Source organism: Paenibacillus sp. 2003 (assembly GCF_031455635.1).
Taxonomy (GTDB): Bacteria; Bacillota; Bacilli; order Paenibacillales; family Paenibacillaceae; genus Paenibacillus; species Paenibacillus amylolyticus_B.
Genome location: NZ_JAVDTB010000001.1, coordinates 601,485 through 624,214 on the forward strand (window position 1 = coordinate 601,485; position 22,730 = coordinate 624,214).

At 47.0% G+C, this 22,730-nt stretch carries 16 protein-coding genes; 10 read left to right on the plus strand and 6 right to left on the minus strand.

The window, feature by feature from the left end; translation table 11 throughout:
• Positions 1 to 128: 128 nt before the first annotated feature.
• Complete coding sequence (xynC, locus tag J2X75_RS02910) at positions 129 to 1,823, minus strand: glucuronoarabinoxylan endo-1,4-beta-xylanase XynC (protein ID WP_397382995.1); 1,695 nt, start codon at positions 1,821 to 1,823, stop codon at positions 129 to 131.
• A gap of 454 nt (positions 1,824 to 2,277) precedes the next feature.
• Between xynC and J2X75_RS02915 the strand changes: the two genes are divergently transcribed.
• Positions 2,278 to 3,072, plus strand: a complete 795-nt coding sequence (locus J2X75_RS02915; protein ID WP_397383478.1) for a divergent polysaccharide deacetylase family protein — start codon at positions 2,278 to 2,280, stop codon at positions 3,070 to 3,072.
• Here the strand turns inward: J2X75_RS02915 and J2X75_RS02920 are convergent.
• Entirely contained in the window at positions 3,047 to 3,790 is a 744-nt protein-coding gene (locus tag J2X75_RS02920) for an N-acetylmuramoyl-L-alanine amidase family protein (RefSeq protein ID WP_307537906.1), read from the minus strand. The two genes, J2X75_RS02915 and J2X75_RS02920, sit on opposite strands and share 26 nt — an antisense overlap.
• A gap of 193 nt (positions 3,791 to 3,983) precedes the next feature.
• Here J2X75_RS02920 and J2X75_RS02925 point away from each other — a divergent pair, with 193 nt between their 5' ends.
• On the plus strand, positions 3,984 to 4,202 hold the full coding sequence (locus tag J2X75_RS02925; protein ID WP_150364930.1) for a YqzE family protein: 219 nt from the start codon (positions 3,984 to 3,986) through the stop codon (positions 4,200 to 4,202).
• Positions 4,203 to 4,334: 132 nt separating this feature from the next.
• Here the strand turns inward: J2X75_RS02925 and J2X75_RS02930 are convergent, their stop codons facing one another.
• The 3 genes from J2X75_RS02930 to J2X75_RS02940 form a co-directional block, all read right to left on the minus strand.
• Complete coding sequence (locus J2X75_RS02930; RefSeq protein WP_310334210.1) at positions 4,335 to 5,291, minus strand: hypothetical protein; 957 nt, start codon at positions 5,289 to 5,291, stop codon at positions 4,335 to 4,337.
• 204 nt (positions 5,292 to 5,495) lie between these two features.
• Positions 5,496 to 6,677, minus strand: a complete 1,182-nt coding sequence (locus J2X75_RS02935; RefSeq protein ID WP_310334212.1) for a YqhG family protein — start codon at positions 6,675 to 6,677, stop codon at positions 5,496 to 5,498.
• A gap of 3 nt (positions 6,678 to 6,680) precedes the next feature.
• On the minus strand, positions 6,681 to 8,444 hold the full coding sequence (locus J2X75_RS02940) for a DEAD/DEAH box helicase (protein WP_310334213.1): 1,764 nt from the start codon (positions 8,442 to 8,444) through the stop codon (positions 6,681 to 6,683).
• A gap of 526 nt (positions 8,445 to 8,970) precedes the next feature.
• On the opposite strand from J2X75_RS02940, the gene J2X75_RS02945 reads away from it, so the two are divergent.
• Positions 8,971 to 11,610 carry an adenosylcobalamin-dependent ribonucleoside-diphosphate reductase gene (locus J2X75_RS02945; RefSeq protein WP_310334214.1) on the plus strand — a complete coding sequence of 880 codons (2,640 nt, stop codon included), beginning with the start codon at positions 8,971 to 8,973 and terminating at the stop codon, positions 11,608 to 11,610.
• Between the two features lie 69 nt (positions 11,611 to 11,679).
• Here the strand turns inward: J2X75_RS02945 and catA are convergent, their stop codons facing one another.
• Positions 11,680 to 12,339, minus strand: coding sequence for a type A chloramphenicol O-acetyltransferase (gene catA, locus J2X75_RS02950; protein ID WP_310334216.1), 660 nt, complete (start codon positions 12,337 to 12,339; stop codon positions 11,680 to 11,682).
• A gap of 231 nt (positions 12,340 to 12,570) precedes the next feature.
• Between catA and J2X75_RS02955 the strand changes: the two genes are divergently transcribed.
• The 7 genes from J2X75_RS02955 to J2X75_RS02985 all read left to right on the plus strand — a co-directional run bounded on the left by J2X75_RS02955 (position 12,571) and on the right by J2X75_RS02985 (position 22,643).
• A complete protein-coding gene (locus tag J2X75_RS02955; protein ID WP_307537891.1) occupies positions 12,571 to 13,131 on the plus strand; it encodes a flavin reductase family protein in 561 nt (186 codons plus the stop codon).
• Between the two features lie 574 nt (positions 13,132 to 13,705).
• On the plus strand, positions 13,706 to 15,802 hold the full coding sequence (locus J2X75_RS02960) for an acyltransferase family protein (protein ID WP_310334218.1): 2,097 nt from the start codon (positions 13,706 to 13,708) through the stop codon (positions 15,800 to 15,802).
• Between the two features lie 258 nt (positions 15,803 to 16,060).
• Positions 16,061 to 17,374 carry an extracellular solute-binding protein gene (locus tag J2X75_RS02965; RefSeq protein WP_310334219.1) on the plus strand — a complete coding sequence of 438 codons (1,314 nt, stop codon included), beginning with the start codon at positions 16,061 to 16,063 and terminating at the stop codon, positions 17,372 to 17,374.
• A gap of 101 nt (positions 17,375 to 17,475) precedes the next feature.
• Positions 17,476 to 18,357 (plus strand): carbohydrate ABC transporter permease, encoded by an 882-nt coding sequence (locus tag J2X75_RS02970; protein WP_091032136.1) that lies wholly within the window; start codon positions 17,476 to 17,478, stop codon positions 18,355 to 18,357.
• 36 nt (positions 18,358 to 18,393) lie between these two features.
• The gene (locus J2X75_RS02975) at positions 18,394 to 19,248 is read left to right on the plus strand and encodes a carbohydrate ABC transporter permease (RefSeq protein ID WP_165790059.1); all 855 of its coding nucleotides are present in this window, start codon (positions 18,394 to 18,396) and stop codon (positions 19,246 to 19,248) included.
• 30 nt (positions 19,249 to 19,278) lie between these two features.
• Complete coding sequence (locus J2X75_RS02980) at positions 19,279 to 21,060, plus strand: cache domain-containing sensor histidine kinase (protein WP_310334223.1); 1,782 nt, start codon at positions 19,279 to 19,281, stop codon at positions 21,058 to 21,060.
• Complete coding sequence (locus J2X75_RS02985; RefSeq protein WP_310334224.1) at positions 21,057 to 22,643, plus strand: helix-turn-helix domain-containing protein; 1,587 nt, start codon at positions 21,057 to 21,059, stop codon at positions 22,641 to 22,643. Before J2X75_RS02980 ends, J2X75_RS02985 begins: the two co-directional genes overlap by 4 nt.
• The last annotated feature ends 87 nt before the right edge of the window (positions 22,644 to 22,730 follow it).

The following is a 22,730-nucleotide window of genomic DNA, read 5'->3' on the forward strand; positions in this document are numbered from 1 at the left end:
TAAGCTAACGCTTAAGGAGTCTTTTTTTGCATTTTTTGATATAACATTAACTTTAGATTTGAGTATCCAACAGGTTAGTGCTTAGCTGCACGTACAGCAAATGTCTTCCATCAGCCCATACGGAACGTTTATTGTGCTGCGGTAACATTAACGCTGTCAATATTCGGTCCTTCGGATCCGGTGGTGACCACTTTCAATGTATTGGTCCCCGTGTTCATGGGGACCTGTATTGTTTTTTCAACCCATGTGGACCAGCTTCCCGTAGCCGGAAAGGGCTCGTTGCTAATGACTTTGGTTCCGTTCACAAAAATGTCGAGGTTCCGAGTGCCGCTTTCCAGCGCATAACGAAACTTTACATTTTTGGTGCCTGTAATCGTATTGTTAATGGCGTTCCATTGAATGGCTGAACCAGTCATCGCATTGAAGTTAACATACCCGGAGCCAGTGTAACCAGGGTAGATCGTTTCAATGGTAGCATCCGTAAGAGTTGTTCCGGTCTCGGCTTCATAAGTAGTGCCACTACCTGTATTTCCGCCGTTATTCCCGCCAGTAATGTTGGCAACAAACGTTGTTACGCTCTGAGGTGGGAGCTGTGCCGTGAAGGCCCCATTGGATACGTTAAGCGAGGCCCCGCTTGCCAGGTTGCGACTGCTGTCCGTAATCCATGAGGACACCGTGGAGGCATTACCATTTTGCAGAACGAATTTTTGGCTTGTGGCCGAAGTTCCACGGTTAATTGCTACGACAACGACCTTGTTATCCCCTTTGTAGGCAGAAACAAATGTGTTCGTATCCGGGTTTTTGGTTGCATCCACTCTGAGATAGCCAGGACGTACAAATTTGGAGAAATGGGCCATATTATACCCGCGTTTGCTTATGGTACCGTCCTCTTTCATCGGACCATACTGTCTGCGGATGTACCACCACACATAGGCCTGGAAATCACCTTCTACCATGGCATTGTGCATGTGATAGGAAACGTCTAGTGCTTCAGGCCAGCGGTCTGCTGAGTTGTTGTCACTGTTCGGAACATACACCTCAGTCATCCACAGTTCTTTGCCAGCTCCTTTTTGCTTGAAGAGAGGGTAGGCAAAATTCGAAATCTGAGTTCCGTACGTATGTGCTCCCAGAATGTCCATGTTGGCAAGGGCCTGCGGATCATTCAGGATTGGGTCGGATATGTTCTTTAAGTACTGGAAGGATTCAGGTGCCATGACTTTGGTACCTTGAATGGAACCAGCATTTTCTTTCATGAATCGAAGGATCTCTTGTGGAGTCCACCAGGTCCAGTCATGAGCATAATCCGGTTCATTTTGTACCGAAATGGCATACAGATCTACACCGTTATTTTTCATGTAGGATACAAAGTCGTTCAGATGTTGCGCATATGCGGCATATTTGTCGTATTTCAGACGTTTGGCATTGGTATCCCCATTACGGTTGAATGTTTCAACCATACTGCTCGGAGGATTCCACGGGGATGCGAATACGATAGCCCCCTTTTCAATAGCCCGTTTGGCTGTGGCAACTTCACGATACCAGTTATTAGAATCTGGATCAACGTAGATCCTGAGAATTGAAAAGCCTAACTGATTCTGGTCGTTACCAAAAGCAGTTTCACGTTGAGCGGGCGTCAGATCACCAATCCAGGCAGGAAGGTTAATGCCCCCAAAGCCCTTGATCAGCTGTTTTTCCGAGGACAAATTAATGTTGGCATCGCTGGCTGCTGACACATTTGTCGGGGTTAACATCAAAGGCAGGGCTGTTAAACAGGCCAAAAGAACATTAATCGTCTTTTTTAGTTTGAATTTCACTACTTTCATCCTCCTCGATAATGGTAAATGGTTACATAGATAAAACGCGACCAGGGATAACAAACAAGAATAGCGGATTGCCTGGCATTTATTTTATGTAAACCCTTTCAAAACCTCCTTCCATAAATCATAGGAAAGAAATGAAGCACATGAATTCTTTCATGTGTTGATTCTACTAAATAATTCCTAGACTGAAAACCTGACAAATTACAGTATTTTTTCTAATTAATCTCTATTTTCTAACTGTTCAATGACAGTTCTTGTCTGAATACAAAGGAGAAAACTGGAATGATGGAGATCTTCGTTTGAAATAGAGGTCTCCAATGGCGGGGATGTCGTTATTAAGGAAGGCTTTGGCTTACATATTCCTGCCTTCATTATCAAACAATGAGATCACAGAAGTTACGGGGAGGGAATCATGATGAAAGTACAGAGAAAGATTTATCGATTAACTGCAGGTATTATGGCATTTTTGATTGTGATTTACGCAGGCATATCAGTAGGAGGGCCAACAGTAGCAGCTTCAGAGTCCACATCGAATCACAATCGGTTAGCGATTATCATCGATGATGTTGGTAATGACATGAAGGGTACGGCCGAGATCCTGGCAATGCCAGTTAAACTAACGGTAGCGGTCATGCCTTTTTTGCCAACAACGAAGAAAGATGCGATAGCTGCACATGAAAAGGGGATGGATGTGATTGTGCACATGCCCATGGAACCCAAGAAAGGACGACCTGAATGGCTGGGCCCGGGTGCAATCACATCCAATCTAACAGATGAAGAAGTCCGCTCACGCGTGGAGAAAGCGATTGATGATGTGCCCCACGCAATTGGCATGAACAATCATATGGGTTCCAAAATTACTTCGGACAAACGCATCATGTCAATTGTGCTCGATGTATGCAAGGAGCGGGGCCTCTTCTTTGTAGACAGCCGTACGAACTTTCGCTCCGTGGTGGGGGAACTGGCCGTATCCAAAAATATGCCACCTGTAGGTAATGACATTTTCCTGGATGATCAAAACTCCAAGCAACTCATTCGCAAGCAACTGGATCTGGCTGCTCAGCGTGCGATCGACAAGAATATCTGTGTTGTCATTGGTCATGTCGGTCATTCGGGGATGAACACATCCGCAGTAATTCGTGAATCCGTCTCCCGTCTGCAAAATCAGGTTCAATTTGTAGGAATCGGTGATCTGGTTCGAGATGTGTGGCAATGGCATTCTGCTCCTACACTACCGACAGGTAATAAATAATGCCATTGGCAATGGACTGGGCGATTCGTTTTTGCTCAGCGGGGTCATTCATTCTGGCTCGATCTGCCGCATTGCTCAAAAATCCGGTTTCAACGATGACGGCAGGTTGCTTCACGTAATTTAATATATAAAAGGGCTTGCCCCATACGACCCCGTGCTCCGTTCCGTACAACTTGTTCATGGCATCCTGAATGGATTGGGCCAGCAAGTAACTCCTGCCTTCCTTCTGGTGCAGTACCACCGGGCCGTGTGCATTCGATCGGGGGCTCCAGTTCGCATGAATGCTGACCACGATATCTGTACTTACTTCTTCGCTAAGGCTTTTACGTTGGGCAAGATCTCTGGTATGACGGGAGCGGCTGTTCAGCCAGCGGTTCTCATCACTAAGTGCATAATCACCAAGTCGATTGATGATAACGGCATAACCTTTGCTGCGAAGCAGGAGATAGACCTTTTGGCTAATGGCCAGGTTGATATCTTTTTCCAGCACTCCTTGGGCTGAGGTACCACCGTCAATACCGCCATGGCCTACGTCGAGCAGGATAACGGGTGCTGCAAAGGCATGATGACTTGAGCGATAAGCATCTCCATCGGTCACCGGAAGCATGGATGGACTGTTCTGGGACGGGGCTGCTTTTCCATAAGCGACATGAGGCAGCATGAGAAGGCAATGGAAGCTGATTAGCAAGGCTACCGAAGCGGTCAGCAGCTTATACATGGGAATACACACTCCTTCATGAAATAGGTATCGAATGCAGATTAACGACTCGATGGATACCTTTGGCATTAGACTGTGCATTCTGAGGGTTTTCATACTTCTTTCAATAAAAAATGTTTAACCAGTACACATCCTGCACACAATAGAACTATCGTAAGATCCGCGAATGTGCAGGAGCGAAGGAGGCAGAATTATGGCCAAAAGTGATGAGTTGGTAAAATACATTACGCAGCGTGTTGTTCATTATATCGATACGCCGAAGGATGAGAGGAAAGGCCGCACCAAAAGGAAAGAGCCGTGGGCGATGAAGTGGTTTGGTATGATCCCTTTCGCTGTATCCCTGTGGGTGGGGAAAAAGGAAAAAGAATTCGATACAGAGTCTCATAAACGAAGTTCTTCGGGTAAAGGGTGACAATCGCTTACCTATTTCACTAATGTTAAACCAAAAGACGCAATCCCTTAATATAATGGGAAGGCGTCTTATTTGTTGTGGATGTTTATAATTTTAAAGTTATCTGACCGAATCTTAAGAATTTGCTGATGATCAAGGATTTACGATGTAAAAATGACCATCTTGCTGCAATGTGCTCAAAGGGACAAAGCGTTGAATGGATGATTTTCCACCTAGCGCTACATATAGACTGGACTCTGCTTCCTGATCTGTATGCCACAGCTGATAACCGCTAACGGGTAAAGGACCGCCGTATACGATATTACGATCACCCGCTGAGAAAACAATCCCTTGATTCTCCCCGTGTTGTATTACATCTTGTGCCCGGTTGGCAGCAACAGGCTTGGCGGTAATCCACAACAGATTGTCAGCCGGATTAAAGACGGGTCTGAGATAAATTGGATCGACTGAAAAAGATGGCGTTGTGAACAAATCAGTTATGCTGGCAGAGATCTGTTTGGAATCAGCCTCCAGCAGGTTCAGGAACTCTGACGGTAGTACATCTCCGTTCGTAGCATCAATATAAAGTGCAGGATGGTTAGGTTGTTCCACTTTCCAATAAGCCAGCAGGGGAAGAGCATAACCAAGATGAAGCTCTCCTCCGCCAGCAAGTAATGCCTCAAGGTTCACATGTTGTTGATCCAAGGCTTGTCCAAGAAGTTCATTGTTGTATGGTGACTGTTCTCCATGACCATATTCACTAAGCATCAACTGACCCTGCTCTGTGACTGTAATAATCATATATCCGATAGGTTTGCCTTCAAATACAGCTTGTACGAGCCAGCTATGTGTACCTGGCCCCAGAGGGTAGAAGTCCAGATCGGCGTTCTTCCAATGTGCTTCGGCGTTCGCTGTACCAAGTGTAACAGCTTGTTGCTCTGCAAACCGTTGCACAGCAGCGGGAGCAAGCTTTTCATTCTGAATGGCATGATGTTCGGGACTATATTCTCTTGATGATGCGCGGGATAGCGAAGACGTTTTTTGTTCCTCTGCATGGGCTATCGACCAAAAAGAGAATAGGGCAAGACAACTGAACAAGCCCAAGGTCATACAAGTTGTTTTCCGAGCGTTGTGCCAACACGTATGAAAGAATCGTTTCAAATTTACACCTACTTTTCATTTATCCGTTGCCTGAGCGGGTCCTAGTTTCATTCTAGGGTACAGGCTATGCAAAGGTTGCCGCAACCTGTCGGGCAGCTGATCATGAATAAACACTACTTTTGCCAGCATTTGCAGGAAAAGTAGTGTCTTCGTCTATCTTAAGTGAAACATGCCGCTGCTAATGGCAGTCACTTTCACTTTGGGTTCATATTGCCAGATCATCTCGGTCCGGCGTGTCTCGTACTGCAGTTTCATAGCTTCACGATCTATTACCGCCTGTTTTGCTTTCTCTTCTTCGGCATCTGTCTCGGAGTCGATCGGTACTGCGGCCTCTGCCGCCAGTTCTACATCTGCTCCAATGGGTTTAGCGTTAGTTATATCCAGAACTTTTTTCAGTGGTGCAGGTGGCGTGCGGTTAGAATGGACATTTTCCGTGTCTGAGGTTATGTTACCTGGTGATTCTACTTCAGGCATATCTTCTCGGAGTACCGCCTCATAGTAGGTGTCCAACACGTCCAGCTCCAGATCAAGCCGCTCTTGGGCTTTCTCTGCCCAGCTATAATCGAGTTCCTGCAAGCGGTTTGTCAAATGAGATTCCAAAGCAGCTCCGGCATCAAATAACGAAACTTTAGCTGTCTGTACATGCATGTTCTCCGCAAGCCTCGGACTAAGATCACGTCGGTTCAGCTTAGTGCCGAATTTCTCTATAATTTCACCCGAGCGAAGGGAGATGCCGAGAAAATGCAATTCCTCCCGTTTCAAATCACAGGCGAATTCCACCTTGAAACAGACACCAAGCCAAGGCTCATATACGGCTGGCGCTGTAGCGCGCAATTGCCGTTTGGCAGCCTGTTCGAACAGGTTTACGAAGGCACCGCCTTCACGGGCAGCGCCGAAAATCTGCTGCAGTCTGCGACTGCCGTACACCACTTCTTCACGTAATATTCGTCCTGGCCCCAGCTGTGGCAGTGATGGCGTAATACCAAAGTAACGGCCTAGAATAGTTTCTTTTGGTGGCTCGCCTTGAGGACTGCCGTTGGTTACGCCATTCGTTTCAGCAGCGTTAGGTGATGCTTGTGCAGCTTTGGCTTCTGCTGCTTCAATGGCCTGCTGATAACTGTCAGGATCAAATATAAATGTAAAGGACATCGTCTCAGCGGGTGCTCCGGTTCGTTCCACGAACCCCCAATAATAGGGGCGATTGGTCAACGCTTTGTCCGCCTCAGGCGAGAGTTTGACTGTAACATGGGCAGGGGAACGCTCCATAATTTGACAATCAAGTGCTTCCAGATAGGTGAGAACATATGCCTGCACTTCATGGGGAGACATGGTCATGAGTTAGCTACCTCCTTTGCGAAGATCTAACAACCCGGATACGGGAGGGCCTTCATCGGCAACCTCACGTTGAATGGAGTTCAGCGATTGTCCAAGTGAGTCCATTTTACGGCGAATATCTTCATCAGTTTGTGATTCCAACATGATTTTGTACAAACTTTTCTCAATAGACTCCTTCTTCTCCAACCGTTCCAGAATGACATCCAGCCCGCCGATCACCATCTCAAACATATTGATCTTCTCATGCAGCAGATTCAGAATATGTTCCTCAATCGTTCCAGTCGTGGATAAATTGAAGATGTTCACGTCATTTTGCTGTCCAAGCCGGTGTACCCGACCGATCCGCTGCTCTACCCGCATGGGGTTCCAAGGCAGATCAAAGTTGATCATATGATGGCAAAATTGCAGATTGATGCCTTCACCACCTGCTTCGGTTGCAATCATGGCCTGCACACGCCCGCGGAAGAGATCCATCATCCAGTCTTTTTTGCCTCGATTCATGCCACCCCGATAGGGTACCGCCGTAAGCCCATTGTTGCGGAAATAGTTTAGCAGATACTCCTGCGTGGCCCGGTATTCAGTGAAGATAATTACTTTTTCATTCATGTTCCGAATCAGTTCCATTGTTTTCTCGGCTTTGGTATTTTCCTTGATCGCTTTAATATGGGCAACGAGTTCCCAAATCTTGTCCCGAAGGGGAGAGTCCAGCGGAAGTTTCTTTGACAGATTAACCAGCGTCACGAATACAGCATCCCGACTGCTGCACACTTCACGCTGCAATGTAACAAGGGAGAGCATGCTGCTCAGGTTGCCACCAGCTTCCTGGTACTGGTCTTTGACAAAGGAAGTCACACCATCATAAAGCGCTTGTTCTTCGGGCGATAGTTGCAGATTCACGTTGGAGACGTTCCGTTTGGTAAATTGAACGGGGCCTTCGCCACGGCGGTTACGAATCATGACTTTGGATAACTCGTTCTTAAGCTGCTCCTGATTTTTCGGAACCCGTTTGTCTACAACAAAGTTGGCCGCAAAGTCACCCTGACGACCCAGTTGACCGGGCTTCAGCAGGTTAATCAGATTGAACAATTCGCTCATATCGTTCTGCACAGGTGTAGCTGTGAGCAGCAGACAATACTTTTTGCGCAATTTCAGCATGAATTGATAGTTGGTTGTTTTCTTGTTTTTGAGCTTATGAGCCTCGTCAATAATAATCATGTCGTAATCGGTATTCAGCAGCATATCTTTATGCGGGTCACGTTTGGCTGTATCCATGGAAGCAACAACCACTTCATTCTGCCAGGAATAGGCCTTTTTCTGGGCAATGGCAGGGATGCCAAATTTCGAATTCAACTCCCGTACCCATTGCAGCACAAGAGACGCTGGCACGAGAATGAGTACCTTGGATACGAGACCCCGAACCATATATTCTTTCAGAATGAGACCGGCTTCAATGGTTTTGCCAAGACCCACCTCATCGGCGAGAATGGCCCGGCCTGACATTTCAAATAATACTCTGCGAGCAGTGTCCATCTGGTGAGGGAGTGGAGTAAGGCCTTGTAGATGCTTCAAACACTGGATCTCGTCAAAATTGGGAATCAGATTGGTTTCTTCAGCTTGAATGCCCAGTTGGAAGAGTCGATAATCCCCCCAAGGACCTCCTTTATCCAGTCGTGATTCCAATTGATTAATCCAGCTTCGATCAAATTCCAATGGAACGGGCAGCTCGGCTACAGGTTGATTCGTGTGGTGCGGGTTTTTCCGGTTCATGGTGCTTCCTCCCCTGCCATACGTGATGACGTTTTATTCGTAGGTAATAGTATGGACGAATGAGAGTCAGTTCATAACTATACAAGTTGAACTACAGTTTATTTGCACGAACACTACGATGACAGAACAACCTTCCAATCGCTGTTATCCCCAGATTTCTTTGATTCCCTTTTTCTGAAGGGGAAATCCGGGGATAAAGGCGAACGCTTCGCTTTTTCAGGTTTTTTCTGTCCTCTCCGTTGACGTGCAAATGAATAGTTAACTTATATTGAACCCAGAAATTTAGTAAAGGCACATGTTTTTTCTGTGCCAAAAAATTCACAGATGTCGTATTCATGCGTATGAGGGTGTGTGAAGAAGTTTGTCCGAGCAGAGGAGTCTATAAAATAAGGTCTGTGATAAAAGTCATATAGAAAATCAATATATGGTGTATTATACTGGATTTAAATCACTATATGTGGTGTTTCATCATAATTTATTCTTATAGTGAAAATGGAGCTTGAATCCGGGGAGGTTGAACGTAGCGATGAAATCGAACCAACGATCGTACCAATTAGAAGGACTTAGCGAAAAAATATTCCTGGACCGATACGCCTGGAAGGACGCTGATTCAAATCATGCCAAGGTCGGAGATGTGGTACTCGTATTAACTAAGGATGATCCCAAGTTCCCAACCAAGGAAGTGGGCGAAATCATAGAACGTCAGGGTCAGCTTGTACAGGTAAGAACTCGAAGCGGAGAGATGATCGAGACAAACGTGGAGAAATTGACACTCAACATTGAAAAAACACCGGAAGAGATGTGGGACCGTCTTGCCAAAGCGATGGCTTCTGTCGAATCCACAGCCGATCAGCGGGCAACGTGGGAGTCCAAGTTCCGGTCTGTGTTGGAAGGTTGGAAGTTAGTACCTGGAGGACGCATTGCTGCGGGCGCGGGGGCAAGCGATGAGCTGACACTCTTCAATTGTTATGTCATTCCGTCTCCACAGGATAGTCGGGGTGGCATCATGAGGACATTGACCGAGATGACGGAGATTATGGCACGAGGGGGAGGCGTGGGTATTAATCTGTCCTCTTTGCGTCCTCGCCGAGCGGTGGTGAAAGGTGTCAACGGATCATCCAGCGGTTCCGTATCGTGGGGCGGATTGTTCAGTTATACGACTGGACTGATTGAACAGGGCGGAAGCCGCCGGGGTGCGCTCATGCTCATGATGAATGACTGGCATCCGGATGTGCTTGATTTTATTACCGTGAAACAAACGATGGGGCAGGTGACCAATGCCAATCTGTCTGTATGTGTGAGCAACGCATTTATGGAGGCTGTCAAGCAGGACGGAGATTGGGAGTTGGTTTTCCCCGATACGAACGATCCAGACTACGACACCGAGTGGAACGGGGATATGCAGAAGTGGAAAGCCGCAGGTCATTCGGTGGTGCACTATCGTACGCTGAAAGCTCGTGAAATCTGGCATACCATTATTGAATCAGCCTGGAAATCGGCAGAGCCTGGTGTGGTATTCATGGAGTACTACAACCAGATGTCCAACAGCTGGTACTTTAACCCGATCATCTGTACTAATCCTTGCGGTGAACAAGGTCTGCCTGGCTGGGGGGTATGTAATCTGTCTGCGATCAATCTGTCCAAATTCTATGATGAAACGAATCATGATGTGGCATGGGATGAACTGGCGGAAACCACTCGTATCTCGGCTAGATTTTTGGACAATGTCATCGATGCAACACCATATCATTTTGAGGAAAATAGACTGAATCAGCAGCGTGAACGCCGGGTTGGGCTTGGCACCATGGGACTGGCAGAGCTGATGATTAAGCTGCGTATCCGATACGGCAGTCCTGAATCCCTTATTTTTCTGGATAAACTGTATGGATTCATGGCGAAGGAGGCCTATCTGGCATCGGCAGAGATTGCAGCAGAGAAGGGAGCTTTCCCAGCTTTCGAAGCTGAACCGTACTTACAGAGTGGATTCATGAAAAACATGGTTGCAACGTACCCTGAAGTGGGAGAGGCCATTCGTAAACAGGGCATTCGAAATGTCACGCTGATCACTCAGGCGCCAACGGGAAGTACTGGTACGATGGTGGGCACATCCACAGGTATTGAGCCGTATTTCGCCTTCAAGTATTTCCGTCAAAGCCGTCTAGGTTATGATGAACAGTTCGTACCCATTGCGCAAGATTGGCTGGATGAACATCCGGGTGAAGCTTTACCAGACTATTATGTGACGGCGATGGATCTGTCGGCTGAGAATCACATCCGGGTGCAGGCTGCGATCCAGCAATGGGTGGATAGTTCCATCTCGAAGACGGCCAACTGTCCGGCTGATTTTACGGTGGAGGATACGGCTGAGCTGTACGAACTGGCCTTTGACCTTGGCTGTAAGGGAGTAACGATATATCGCGACGGCAGCAGGGATGTGCAGGTGTTGTCCACGTCGAAGAAGGAAGAGGCCAAGACCGAAGATGAAAACACGGGGGAAGCAGGAGAGAAGACTGCCGTATCTGCAATAGATAACCCGAATAATATTGGAGGGCAGGCAGGTGTTGGATCTTTCAGTAGCGAGGTTGATGTTGAGACTCTTTCTTCTGATCAAGCCCCTTCTTCTGCTACAGTGCTGGATAAACAATACAGAAGCCGTCCTCAAGTACTGCGCGGTGCAACATACAAAATCAATACGCCATTCGGGATGGCTTACATTACGATCAACGATCTGGAGGGAACGCCGGGTGAGATCTTCCTGAACGTGGGCAAAGCGGGATCGGACGTGTTTGCCATGGCTGAGGCACTCGGTCGAGTGTGCTCTCTGTTCCTTCGATACGGAGATCATGGGCACAAGGTTGAACTCTTGATCAAACATCTCAAGGGAATCGGCGGTTCGGGAGCGATTGGCTTCGGAGCCAACAGGGTTGAATCGATTGCTGATGCAGTCGCCAAAGCATTGGAAAGTCATGTACAGAGCAACGCTCAGGAGAACGAAACTGGAGTAACAAAAGAACAGAACCAAGTGAAGAGCGTATATCCACAAGTGGAGGATCAGAAAACCTTTACCGAATCGAGAGATTTATGTCCTTCATGCGGCTCGGCATCCCTGATGAATGTGGAAGGTTGCAAAACATGCAGCAACTGTGGGTACAGTAAGTGCAATTAAATACCTTTTGAAAAAAGAGAAAAAGAAAGACACTCCTGACTCCATTACGAAGTCAGGAATGCCTTTTCGTCATTTAGCTAACTGACACCAATCCTGGCATCGATCTGCAAGTGATTGCAGTTCATTAAATAAAACGCCAGCATGGTAGCCGTCGCACACGGCGTGATGTAACTGAACGGATAAGGGAAGATATACTTGATCGTTTTGTTGAACATATTTCCCCATCGTGAAAATAGGCAACAAGTAGGTTCCCTCATTGTAAATATTCAGATTAAATCCAGTAAAGTTCACCCAGGGAATGCTGGAAACGGGAAATGTATTTGGCGGTTCATTGGGTTTGGCAACAAATTGTTTGTGATCTTTGTAATTCCTCATATCTTCCAGATAACGAATGTGGAATGTCTCGAAATCTTCATGGAATGTCGTCCAGATCGTTGAGAAACTCTTGTCGTCCTCATGAAAAATCGTATAACTCGGAGACATTTCGTCCCAGTAGCCCAATCTCCCCTCGGCATCAAAACAGGTTCGGAATTCCCTGTGTGCATTGACGACCGTAGAGATCATATGAATAAGAGCGGGATAGAACTTCAATCCTTTAAGCTTCAGTTCGTTGATCAATAGAGTGATATCCAGATTAGCAGTTATGCTGTAAGTACATCTGACCTGATTCAAGTAGTGGTCAAAGTATGGCTTTCGATCCCACTGATCTAACACGATTGAATTAAACATAAGTTATAACCTCCTAAATTTGAATATTGCCTTCATTTAGGAGGTATATTTGACTGATTTGACCATATCCTATCACATTCCCAGTATCGTATTTTTAGAAATTGACCATCTCAGTATAACATGATGCTGAATGTGTCGCTTATAGCGAAATCCTCTGCAAAACGCTTTTTCAACCAGATTTTTTACTTTATAATTAAAGTTGTGTTTATAACGAAGAAGAGAGGGGATTAGATGCGTCAGCCGATAGAAGAACCCATATTTTATTCTTATCCTGGAATGGTAGCGGTGGTGACTTCACGTCATGAGGGAGTTCAGAATGTGATGGCGTCCGGATGGCATACATACATCGGATCATCACCAGGCGTATATGGCATCTCCCTTCGTAAGGAAACATACTCCTATGAACTCATTGAGAAGAGTGGCGTATTCGGTGTTCATTTCCTGCCAGGTCATCGATCGGAGTGGATTCAAGCTGCAGGAACGTTCAGTGGAAGAGCTACGGATAAATTCACAAGATTCGGCATTCCATATGAGGAAGGAATCAAGGTAAGTGTACCCATTTTGACAGACGCTTATTTTGCTTATGAATGCAAGGTTATGGAGATTACGACATATGGTGACCATGAATGGATTGCAGGCGAAGTGTTGCAGCGATATCAGGATCAGAAGTATTTTCTGGAGAATGGAATGGTTGATCTGGAGAAGTTGCAAATCCCAATGTACACAGGGCGTTCAACATACCGGATCATGGATGCGAGAACAGAAGAAAAGATTCACCCGTTCCACCTCTAGGGTCCTAGGCAAGAAGAAGCAATTATGAGCAAAACTTTCAATCCGGTCTGACATAGGTTTATAATGGATATTGGCTGCTGAGCAAGTCGGCAGCCTTTTGTTATGGATTCAATTGTTTCAATCGATGTATGCGTGGGTATGCCGGTTTGCGCAAGCGGGACAGGTAATTTTAGCCACTCGATGAAAAGTACTATATTTAACGACAAAATTAGAGTATGATTTTACAGCTATATGAGCTGGCAGGAAAGGTTACATCGGTTTAATCGTTTGTAACTATTCCTGTAAAGTATGAGGCTTATTTCGGGCGTATAATGCTAAACGTGAACTCACGAATGAATATAAAGAATATTTTAATGATTAAACTTAATGGGCAGGCAATTCGTCTTCTTTAAGATTATAGAATTCACACAGAATGTAGCATCATCGGATCGTGCTTCAAACAGAAGCTTTTCTTATGTTGTAAATGAAAGATGGAAGGTGCAATACGTATGTTAATGACAACCAGAACGATCAGGAGTTCCTTTATGCCCCCAACACCGATGTTGTTGACTCACAGTAACAAGGAGGGGCATGCATGTCACAATCGTTAAATCGTAAGAGACATATGAATGGACTTGACGGTTTGCGAGCCATCGCTGTACTTGCGGTAATCGCGTATCATCTGAATTTGGATTTTATTCCGGGCGGACTGCTCGGTGTAGGGATATTCTTTGTTCTCTCGGGATATTTAATTACAGATATTCTCGTGTCACAGTGGCAGGAACATGGACGCATTTCACTCGGTGACTTCTGGGTAAGACGGGTAAGGCGTTTGCTTCCAGGCATGCTGACCATGACAGCTGTGGTGATGATCTGGTTAGCTTGTACAGACCCATCCCGGCTTGCTGCGCTTCGTGGTGATATCGTTTCGGGTGTATTATACATAAGCAATTGGTGGTATATCTTTCACAACGTTTCCTATTTCGAAAGTTTTGGCCCTCCATCACCGTTTGGACATTTCTGGTCACTGGCTGTGGAAGAGCAATTTTATCTTATATGGCCTCTTCTACTGATCGCAGCAATCGTAGTGTTCAAAAGAAAGGGATGGCTGGTCGTCTTCATTGTCGTCGCGGCTGAATTGTCTGCTGGCGCAATGGCCATCATGTATAATCCGGATCTGGACCCGAGCCGTGTATATTATGGAACAGACACGCGGGCATTCGCACTGCTTGCCGGTGCTGCTCTTGCAGTGGTGTGGCCTAGTCGCAAGCTGTCGAACTCTCTGTCTGGCATGAACCGGCTTGTGCTCGATGTGTCGGGACTTGCTGCGCTCGCTTTGTTAATCTACATGATGCTGAACAGCAGTGAATATGATGCGTTTCTGTATCAAGGGGGTATGGTGCTTCAGGCTATCGCAACAACGTTGCTGGTAGCGGTGTTGGCTCACCCATCGTCTTTCCTGGCACGTATCATTGGAGCGAAGCCATTACGCTGGATCGGAGAGCGATCCTACGGATTATATCTGTGGCATTATCCTGTCATTATGTTAACCAATCCCGCGGTGGATACGGGAGGAGCACATCCTGTACGAATCATTTTACAGGTTGCTGCAACGGTTGTACTGGCCTCATTGTCCCTTAAATATATTGAAAATCCGATTCGGTACAACGGATTCCGTGATTCTTGGTCCCGATTATGGGGAAGAGGGCGGTCATCGATCGGTATACGTAACGTATGGTGGAAGCGGGCAGGTCTGTTGATGACGATTCTGCTGTTGTCCTATACGGTATCTCAGATGATGGTCTCACATGCAGCGAACTCCGATTCCCATTCGGTATCGATGTCCAACACATTGAATGGAGAGAATTCCGTAGAAGAAGAACAGGGACAGGATGTGTTGCCAGCTATTACAGCGACGTCAGGCTCTGGTCAAAAGAAGAACGATGCTCATACCCATAAACCGGAAGCAGGAACGAAAGATGATCCGGGGAAAAACGAGAAACCAACAGGAGAGTCTGCTCCAGACTCAAAACCTGACGACCAAGACAATTCAGTGAATCCTGGCAAGGACGGTCAGTCTGAAGATAAGCCGGCTGATGACTCCGTGACTAACGAGAATGATACACCAGATGACGCTGGAGCGAATCAATCCGATAATAAGGATCATGCGGTTGATGCACCTGATTCATCTCAGGACAATGAAGAAACGGCTCCTCCTGCCCAGGATGGCAAGGTTCATTATACCGTCATTGGAGATTCGGTGATTTTGGATGCAAAACCGTATCTGGAGCAAAGTATATCGGGAGTGTATGTGGACGGACATGTCGGTCGTCAGATGTGGCAGGCAGGTGATGTATTGGAAGGTCTGAAGCAAAACAACCAAATGGGCAGCAAAGTGGTGCTGGAGCTCGGGACGAATGGTTCCTTTAACTCCAAAAACTTGAATGCTGTGCTTGATTATCTGAAGGATGAGGATCAGGTATATCTGGTTACTGTGCGTGTACCTCGTCCGTGGGAACGAACGGTGAACAGAGCTTTGAATGAGGCAGCATCCAAATACAGCAATGTCTCGTTGATTGACTGGAACAGTGCAAGTGAGGGACATGACGAATATTTTGAAAAAGACGGCGTACATCTCACTACGCAAGGATCCGAAGCTTTTGCAGATCTGGTGAAAAACAGTATCCAATAATACGCAATCCATATTTAATACGATTTAGCACTTATTCATTATATATAGCCTGGGTTGAAGCTACCGACGGCTGCAACAAGAAAGAGCTCTCATTGTGAGGGCTCTTTTTATATGTTATGAACAAATAAGTCAACAAAGCAAATTCCAAACAGGGGAACCGATATTTTTCACCCCTGCATCCGTGGATCGTCACCTTACGGTATGATAGCGTTAACATTTACAATAAGTGTATTCAAATCGCCGAGGGGGATTATAGAGATGTTGAAAAAATGGCTTTCGGGTTTCCTGGCAATAACATTGTTCTCCATTATTCTGGCTGGCTGTGCTGGCGGGGACACTTCAGAAGGAGGCAGTGGCAATGACAAAGTAACCGTCACTCTCTGGCACAACTGGACCGGACAGGATGCAAAGGCGGTTGCGATGCGCAAAATAATTGAAGATTTTCGCGCGGCGCATCCAGATATTGAAGTTGTGGATGAAGGCCTGCCAACAGATGGTCTCAAAACCCGGCTTCGTACGGTGGCAGCTGCCAACGAGATGCCAGACCTGTTCGTGATGTGGCCGGATGCCATGACAAAGGAATTTGTGAAAGGTGACCTGTTACAGCCCATTAATACCGAGCTGGACGCAAAGCCGGAGTGGAAAGACAACTTCATCCCGAATGCATTAGACGGATACACCGTGGATGGGAATATCTACTCCGTGCCGATGAATCTGGCGCCAAGTTCCTTCATTTATTACAATGAAGCTTTGTTCAAACAGTACAACGTAAAAGTGCCTGAGACCTGGGCGGAACTGGAACAAGCGATTGCTACGTTTAATCAAAATAAAGTCATTCCCATGGCACTTGGCAACAAAGCCAACTGGGTAGCTCAATCAACGATATTTAGTACACTGGCTGATCGGATTACCGGCACAGACTGGTTCCTGAAAGCGACAGCACAAGATGGTGCAAGCTTTACCGATCCGCAATTTATTGAAGCCTTGAACAAGATGCAGGAGCTTGGCAACACCAAGGCATTCCAGGATGGATTCAACAGTATCGATGAGACACAGATGATGCAGCTTTATTTCCAAGGTAAGGCAGCGATGGTCATGAACGGTGGATGGGCCTTGGCAAATCTGGTGAACAATGCACCTGAAGAGGTGTTGAACAACACCCATATTACGATTCTTCCTCCAGTGGACGGAGGTCAGGGTGAACCAAGAACAACATCCGGTGTTGTAGGAACCGGGTTGGGTGTAAGTAAAAAGCTGAGCGGTGCACAAAAAGAGGCAGCGATGAAGCTGTTCTACGCGCTGGCAGGACCTGATGGTCAGAAGGCCACATTGGATAGCAGCACATTGGTGAGTTACAAGATTGATCTGGACAAAACCAAAGCACATCCATTGTTCGTAGAATTATATGATCTGATGCAGGAAGTGAAGATCACGCCAGTATACGATTCCAAGCTGGGATCGGCAACGGTTGAGGTTATTAATAATGCATTGCAAGAGTTGCTTATGGGCGGCAAGGCCGAAGACATTGCGGCTAAAATTCAGGCGGCTCAAGCCAATGCAGTTAGTCAGTAACCATTCGTTAAAACCCCTTCCCGGCAGGGGAGGGGTTTTAAGTATGGATGAGATAGTCAGTTGCAAGTTGATAAAGGCATTTATGGAAGGGAAGTGAACAGATGAACGCACTGCGCAGTCGGCGTTTTATTATGCTGGGGCTGGCCCCGGCAGTCATCATTTATGCATTGTTTGTATTTGTACCGGTCGTGTGGTCGGCATACTACGGTTTCTTCAACTGGTCCGGCATCGGCGCATCCAAATATATTGGTGTGGATAATTACGTGGAGATCTGGCATGATCCTGTGTTCTGGCGGGCACTGAAAAATAACGTTATTTTTGTGTTGGCATCGGTATTTGGACAAATTCCGTTAGCGCTGATGCTGGCGGTCATCTTACACAAAAGCAATCCATTACAGCGGTTTCTGCGCTCAGCCGTATTTCTGCCGATGGTGTTATCCACTGTAGTTATCGGTATGATCTGGCAGTATATCTATCATCCGCAGATCGGGATATTGAACTTTCTGCTGGACGCACTGGGGCTGGAAAGTTGGAAGCTGCAATGGCTGTCCGATGACAAGATTGCAATTTTCTCATTGGTACCGCCGCTGCTCTGGAGCTTTGTCGGGTTGTATCTAATTATCTTCATCTCGGCGCTACAGAATATTCCCGGCGAGATTCATGATGCTGCCAAAATAGACGGGGCTTCAGGAATCCGGAAGCTGGTATCCGTCTCTTTGCCCATGATCTGGGGTACGGTTCAGGTAGCGATCATTCTATGTATTTCGGGTAGTCTGAAATCATTCGATCTGGTCTACATCATGACCAAGGGTGGTCCGGCACATGCGACAGAACTGCTTGCAACGTATATGTACAATTCAACCTTTACAACATACCGATATGGTTTTGGTAGTGCGATCTCAACAACCATCGTACTGATTTCCCTGCTGCTGATCGGAACAAGCCAGTGGCTAACCAGTCGCAAACGAAAAGAGAATCAATAGAGAGGAGGAGTTATCATGCAAGTGACACCTGTATCCATGCCATCACCACGAAGCAGCTCGGGCCATCCGATTCGCCGCCTACGTAGCGGAATTGTTTGGACGCTGCTAACGGTCTATGGTATTTTAACATTGTATCCGTTCTACTGGCTCGTGATTAGTGCATTCAAAACAAATGAAGATTTCTATAGCAGGCCCTTTGGTCTGCCGGAAAACTGGAATGTTGCCAATTTCAGCAATGCATGGGAAAGCTCCAGGCTGGGGACCGCTTTTGGCAATTCACTAATCGTATCGGTGGGTTCACTTATTCTAACGCTGTTTATTGCAGCGCTGGCTTCATTCATCCTGGCTCGTTTCCAGTTTCGCTGGAAAGGGTTAATCATGACCTTCTTTGTTGTTGGCATGCTCATTCCGATCCATAGTACACTTGTCCCCTTATTTATTTTAATGAAACAGATGTCCCTGCTAAATACGTACTGGGCCTTAATATTACCTTATACGGCTTTTGCATTGCCTACGGCAATTTTTGTGCTTACTGCTTATCTGACAAGTGTTCCACGTGATATTGAAGAAGCAGCTTTTATTGATGGAACAGGACTTTGGGGGCTGTTTACCCGGATCATGTTACCCATGTCCGTACCTGCGTTGTCAACGGTTACGATCCTGAGTTTCTTGCATGCGTGGAATGACTTTTCATTTGCGCTTGTATTCATCAACAAAACCGGATTGAAAACGTTACCGCTGGCCATTGCGAACTTTGCGGATGGGTATCAGACGGATTACGGATTAACGCTTGCTGCCATGACCCTGTCGGTCATTCCAACCATTATCTTGTATCTCGTATTCCAGGAACAGGTTATGAAAGGTATGACAGCCGGAGCTGTCAAAGGGTAAGCGAAAGCGCATCCAGAGGAGGAGAAACGTTTGGCACGCTGGCTCACATCTTCGTTACAAAGGAAGCTATCCGTCGTTGTGACGGCTTCAATGATTGTGCCTTTGCTGGCCTTGGGCCTGTTTGCCTTTCTAATCTCTTCCCGCATCACAGAGCAAAAAACAAAGCTGTCCGGCATGGATACGCTGAAACAGGTAGAGGCCAATCTTCGTTATATGTTGCAGGATGCCGAGAATCTCTCCATTTTCCTGATTGGAGAACGGGACATCCAGCAGTATCTTAGCCACAATGAAGATCATGAGCTGGACCGGGTGGATATCCTGGGCAGGATGACCAATCTGGCGGCTTCCAAGAAATATATTGCGAACATCGCCATATATCCAAGCCGATTCGATGCCACATTGTCTACGGCTACCTGGTATGAATCCAATAATTCAAGTTTATCTTATCCACCAGTGCCGAGCGGAGAAGCAGTGAAAAAATGGACGGGGGTATATCCGGTCCAGAATTATGCGGGTATACAAAATGTGATCACATTGGTTCGGCCGATTCGCAGTATCCATGATTATCGACCCATCGGCTGGTTAGCCATTAGTCTGGATGAGAAGGCCATATCCAAGGGATGGGCCGCTCTGGGATTAGGCAGAGGGCAAGGCAGACTGGAGCTCATCGGCAGTTCTGGAGAAATTCTGTCTTCGATGGACAAATCCCGGCTTGGACTCAAGCTGGAAGGTGTCGAACCAGGGATTTCGACGTTAATTCAGGATGGCGGTAGCGGAACCACCACGTATGGCAGTGGTGACGATAAACGGACGTTGCTCTATTATCCGGAAGAATTGACGGGGTGGACGTTGGTTGGAACGGTTCCTTATGACCAGTACAAGTCGGAGAATCGGTACATTCTTATTCTAACCGGCTGCGCCGTTGCGATGTCTGCTGCGATCAGTGCTGGCTTGGTCTGGTTTACGGTGCGGCGTGTGACGAGGCCGCTTCGTGTGCTTACCCGGCATCTGTCCCGAATTGATCCAGAACGTCCGCTTCCTTTGTTTCGATCTGAAAGTGATGACGAGATTGGCAGGCTTGGGGAGAGTTACAATCTGCTCGGTGCACATATTCAGTTATTGAAGGAAGAGGTTATTCGAGGTGAAGCTCGCAAAAAAGAAGCGGATCTTCGTGTGCTTCAGGCGCAGATTAACCCGCACTTTCTGTATAACACGCTCTCTTCAATTCATTGGATTGCCTTGATGTCTGAAGAGAAGCGGATCGCGGATATGGTTGAGGGCCTGAGTGATTTTCTACGTATCAGCTTGAATAATGGTCAGGATTACTGCCCTGTGGAACAGGAGATCGCTCATACTCGCCATTATGTGCGTGTGCAGTCGATTCGTTTCCCTGATCAATTTGTGTTGCATTATATCGTAGATCCAGCGCTTGAGAAGCGAATGATGCTGAAGCTATTGCTGCAACCGCTTGTTGAGAACGCCATGATTCATGGCATTCAGCCCAAAGCAGGCGTGGGCACCATCACCATAATGATTCGCAAGGATCCGGATAATGAACAGATGAATGTGCTGGTGCTGGATGATGGTGTCGGCATGGAGCCGGACATGCTGGAACAATTAAGGATTAGCATTAGGGAATGGAAGGGAAAACAGCCGGAAAAACAGCTAAACCAAGGCGGTTATGGGCTCTGCAATGTGAATGAGAGGCTGCTGCTCCATTATGGAGCGGATGCACAGCTTGAAGTAGACAGCAGGGTTGGGGGAGGTACCCGGATTTCGTTTTCCATTCCAATCTTGGAGGGTTCGCCATGAGACTATTAATTGTTGATGATGAAGTGATTATCCGTACAGGGCTTGCCAGCGTTATCGCTTGGCATGAACTCGGAATTGAACTTCTTCAACCTGCTGCCTCGGCAGAGGAGGCGTTAACACGCATGGCTGAGGAACGTCCGCATATCCTGATGACGGATATTCGGATGACAGGTAGATCAGGGCTGGAACTTGCAGAAGAGGGCCTGCGATTGCTACCTGAGCTGGAGGTCATTATTTTGTCCGGATACGATGACTTTTCTTATGCGCAACAGGCGATTCGCCAAGGTGTCACAGATTATCTGCTCAAAACAAGCAAGCCGGAAGAGATCATCAAGACCGTATTACAGGCCAAACAGCGAATCACGGAACGTTGGGCAGAGAAGTCCAGAGAGGGCCAGCTTATGCGGGAAAATCGGGAGCGGTTATTTGCTGGATGGATCATTGATGGTGACACCGCTTCGGGCCATTTTCCTTCATTCTTGCGATCTGATGTTGGAAAAGAGGCAGGGGGTGGTGGCCTTGATGATGAACAGCTTCTCAGACAAGTCATTATTCTTCGAGCAGAGGGTTGGGATCGATCCTCGGATGCGCTATTACGATTTGCGGTGCAGAATACCCTGGAGGATATGTTACCTGGTGCCATTGCTCATGTAGAGAAACAGCAAATTATTTGTGTAGTTGCATGGCCGCCTGTGGAACATGAAACTACGTTCAGGCTGGAGAGTGCATTACGTCGGGTGGAGCAATTACTGAAGTGCACCCTGCGCGCAGCGGTAGGTCTGCCTGTGCGTGGATATGCAGATCTGCACGAAAGCTACAGAACTGCTTCAGCTGCATTCCGATATCGGGGTTTGATGGATTATAAAGTATGGCATTATGAGCACATTCAGGATCGTCAAGGTGGCAAAACCGTACTTACGCACGAAGAGGAGACCACACTTGGTACATTATTACTGGATAATGATTCAGTCACGTTAACGACATGGACGCGGGAACTTGTGGCTAAGTTGATTACAGAACCGGAGGTCACACCAGAATCGTTCAGTGCCTGTCTGCACTCAGCCGTTATTGCAGGTCATCGCTGGCTGACTCGCACAATGCGAGCCACAGGGCGTGAAGAACCCACAAGGCTCGAGCCATGGTTGCCGGAACCCGATGCCGAAGCTGCGGAGCTCGGGGATATGCTGTTCCATCATCTGTATGGTCTGATGCATGTCTATCATAGCCGAATGGCTCAGGGACAGGCTGCCCATGTGCAGAAGGCTATCGGTTATATTGAATCTTCATTGGCGCAGGATATTAATCTGCAGCAGGTAGCTGGACATGTTCATTTGCATCCGGGTCACCTCAGTGAGCTGTTTAAAAAAGAAATGGGTGTGACCTTCGGAGATTTTGTCACCGATATGCGTATACGAAGAGCGATGGATATGCTCGCGGTGTCTCCAGCGAAGGTTAGTGAGGTCGCTGCCATCAGCGGCTACGAGGACGTGAAATATTTTAGCAGACTGTTCAAAAAACATACCGGCAAGACCCCGAGTGAATATCGCGAAGAGGCGTTGTCGTTCAAGCCTTCGGGAAGTTAGAGATGAGCAGATTAGGAAACATGTCTTGCCTTACTGCAAACGTTTTCGATAGGGTATTACTCAGGGTTATTGGAGAGTGAGGGCATA